Origin of the sequence: Sulfurihydrogenibium sp. (assembly GCF_027448985.1) — a bacterium.
In the GTDB taxonomy this organism is placed as follows: domain Bacteria; phylum Aquificota; class Aquificia; order Aquificales; family Hydrogenothermaceae; genus Sulfurihydrogenibium.
The window spans coordinates 1-2,879 of record NZ_DAIDMN010000118.1 but is presented as its reverse complement, the minus strand read 5'-3'; the positions used below and the strand labels follow the sequence as shown (position 1 = coordinate 2,879).

Sequence of the window (2,879 nt, the reverse complement as noted above, 5' to 3'; positions counted from 1 at the left end):
AAAAGAATACCTAAATGTAAACATCTACCCCCCTGACAAAACCATCAAAATCTTTAATAACGATATTCCGGTAGATAGAATTTTTAATTCCTATTTTTAGGTGTTAAGATGAATGTTTTAGCAATTGAAAAAAAACCATCTAAACCCAAAAAATCTTCAACACAAAAGTACAAATTCAAAGTGAAAGATATCCTAAAAATGTACCAGTCTGGCATCTTTAACCCCCAAGAAAAAGTGGAGCTACTAAACGGTGAGGTTTACAGAATGAGTCCTATCGGATTTAGACATGCTTTGATAGTTGATAATCTAACAAATTTGATAGCACAGCTGATTTTTAAAGATGAAAATTTAAGCAAAAATTTTAGAGTAAGAGTTCAAAACCCCATTTTCATAGATGAAAACAACTTACCCCAACCGGATATAGCTGTAGTAAAATCCGACTATCTAAAAGAAAAACAACACCCAAAACCAAACTATGTTGAACTCATCATTGAAGTTTCAGATACAACCATAGAAAAAGACAAAGACCTAAAACTACCCATATACGCAAAAGCTAACATAAAAGAAGTTTGGATAGTAAACCTCAACAACAACCACATTGAAGTCTACACACAACCCCACAAAAAAGAATACCTAAATGTAAACATCTACCCCCCTGACAAAACCATCAAAATCTTTAATAACGATATTCCGGTAGATAAAATTTTTAATATCTAAACATTAAACCTAAAATACATAATATCTCCGTCTTTCACTATGTAGTCTTTTCCTTCTATTCTTACCGCTCCAAGTTCTTTGGCTTTTTGCATTGAACCTATCTTTATAAAGTCTTCGTAGTTAATCACTTCTGCTGCTATAAAGCCTCTTTCTATGTCTGAGTGGATTTCTCCGGCTGCTTGTGGTGCTTTTGTACCTTTTTTTATGGTCCATGCTCTTGCTTCTTTTTCTCCGGCTGTAAAGTAGGTTATCAGGTCCAACAACGTGTATCCGGTTCTTATCATTTTGTTTAATCCGGGTTCTGTAAGTCCAAGTGCGTTTAAAAACTCCTGTCTTTCTTCTTTTGGAAGTTCTATCAGTTCTTGCTCTACTTTACCACATAACACCACCACCGGTGCCCCTTCTTTTTCCGCTTTTTCTTTAAGTTGTTGTAAATATTGGTTGTTTCCTCCATCTGGTAGGTCTTCTTCCGGAATGTTTGCCACATACATCATAGGTTTAACAGTTATTGGGTAAAGTGTTCTGTTTAGCCATTCCAACTCTTCTTTTTCAAATTTATCAAGGTTTGTTCTTAACGGTTTTAGGTCTTCCAGTATGGCTTTTGCCTTTTCCAATACTTCAACTTCAAACTTTGCCTCTTTGTTTCCGGTTTTCGCTGCTTTTGATGATTTTTCTAATCTTTTTTCTACTGATTGAAGGTCTGCTAAAATTAACTCTGTTTCTATTATTTCTGCATCTCTCACCGGATTTACAGAGCCTTCCACATGGATTATATCACTATCATCAAAACATCTAACTACATGAGCTATAGCTGAAACCTGTCTTATGTTTGCTAAAAACTGGTTTCCTAAACCTTCTCCTTTACTGGCTCCTCTTACCAATCCGGCTATATCTACAAACTCTATAGTTGCAGGAACTATACTTTTGCTTTTTTCAAGCTGTGCAATCTTGTAAAGTCTTTCATCTGGAACGTTTACTATTCCAACGTTTGGGTCTATGGTACAAAATGGATAGTTTGCAACAGATGCTTTTGCTGTTTCTGTTAAAGCATTAAAAATTGTTGATTTTCCAACATTAGGAAGCCCTACTATACCAACGTTCATTTTCATTTATTCTCTACCACCTCTTTATTAAATATTTTGTTTAAACGGTTTAATAAATTATTTTCATTTAAAAAAAGTGCAATCTTTCTTTCTTCCGGAATTTCGTAAACCAATTTATAACTTCCATCTTTAAGTATTTTTATAAACACATCAAACTTTTTATTTTCCTTGTATCCGGATATCCATATCTCTCTTGTTTTTTCATGGTAAAATATAGGATATTCTTTACATATCCGGTTAATCAACTCTAAAATCTTTTCCATGATTACCTCTTACATTTTTATATCTTCTATTTTAAATGTATTTTTCAAACTTTTCTACTTCAAAGTTTGTTATATTCCTATTTTCTTTACTAAACTCTATGCCTATTAGGTAAATCTCTTTGTACTTGTCTTGATATTTTTCATAATATTTTTTCTCTTTTATCTGGTGTAATGCTTTTCCTTCTTGGGTTTCTTCTATAACTTTAAACTCTATTATGTAAACCTTTTCTTGTGCTATCACCGTTAGGTCTATCTTTCCTCTGTTTGTGGTATCTTCCGCTATGGTTGTTAAGCCACTTCCGGTAAGTAGTGCGTATATTACAGATGCGTAAAATCCTTCGTACTGGTATATGTCATTTTTCCTATACCAATCTGTTGGTATGCTCGCAAAAAAGCTTTGTAGTATATCTTTTAGTTTCTCTACATTTGATTCTTCTAACACATCGTATATTTTGCTTTCTGTTTTCTCTTTTAAAACCGGATTTTTTGTTATGTAATCTAAAAATGCGTCGTTTAGGCTTACTTTTACTTCCAAGTTTGGATAGGTCAGTATGTACTTTTGTTTTATTCCTTTTCTTAGTTGGCTTTTTATAGTCAGATATCCGGATTGAAACAGTAGATTTTCCGGATAGATATAATCTATATCAAGGTTAGATAGTATCTCTTCTCCTACTTCCAAGTTCTCTAAATCCGGAAGGTAGTACTGGTTTTTTTGAAAGAGTTTTATCAAAAATGTTGGTGTTCCGGTTTCAAACCAGTAGGGTCTAAACATTTTGTTGGCAAATAGTAGTAGTAT

The 2,879-nt window shown here is 33.2% G+C and carries 4 protein-coding genes; 1 reads left to right on the top strand and 3 read right to left on the bottom strand.

Annotation, left to right across the window (positions count from 1 at the left end):
- Positions 1–108: 108 nt before the first annotated feature.
- A complete protein-coding gene (locus NE054_RS07685; protein ID WP_297890335.1) occupies positions 109–717 on the top strand; it encodes a Uma2 family endonuclease in 609 nt (202 codons plus the stop codon).
- Here NE054_RS07685 and ychF read toward each other — a convergent pair.
- The 3 genes from ychF to NE054_RS07670 form a co-directional block, all read right to left on the bottom strand.
- A complete protein-coding gene (gene ychF, locus NE054_RS07680; protein WP_297890334.1) occupies positions 714–1,826 on the bottom strand; it encodes a redox-regulated ATPase YchF in 1,113 nt (370 codons plus the stop codon). The genes NE054_RS07685 and ychF overlap by 4 nt on opposite strands.
- On the bottom strand, positions 1,823–2,083 hold the full coding sequence (locus NE054_RS07675) for a hypothetical protein (RefSeq protein ID WP_297890333.1): 261 nt from the start codon (positions 2,081–2,083) through the stop codon (positions 1,823–1,825). The genes ychF and NE054_RS07675 overlap by 4 nt, the downstream gene beginning before the upstream one ends.
- Positions 2,084–2,114: 31 nt before the next feature.
- Positions 2,115–2,879: PD-(D/E)XK nuclease domain-containing protein (locus NE054_RS07670; protein WP_297890331.1), on the bottom strand; the 765-nt coding region annotated here is incomplete at its 5' end.

Excerpts from the sequence above, each read along its gene's own strand:
- NE054_RS07685 (WP_297890335.1), top strand. The coding sequence starts at position 109 with ATGAATGTTTTAGCAATTGAAAAAAAACCATCTAAACCCAAAAAATCT.
- ychF (WP_297890334.1), bottom strand. The coding sequence starts at position 1,826 with ATGAAAATGAACGTTGGTATAGTAGGGCTTCCTAATGTTGGAAAATCA.
- NE054_RS07675 (WP_297890333.1), bottom strand. The coding sequence starts at position 2,083 with ATGGAAAAGATTTTAGAGTTGATTAACCGGATATGTAAAGAATATCCT.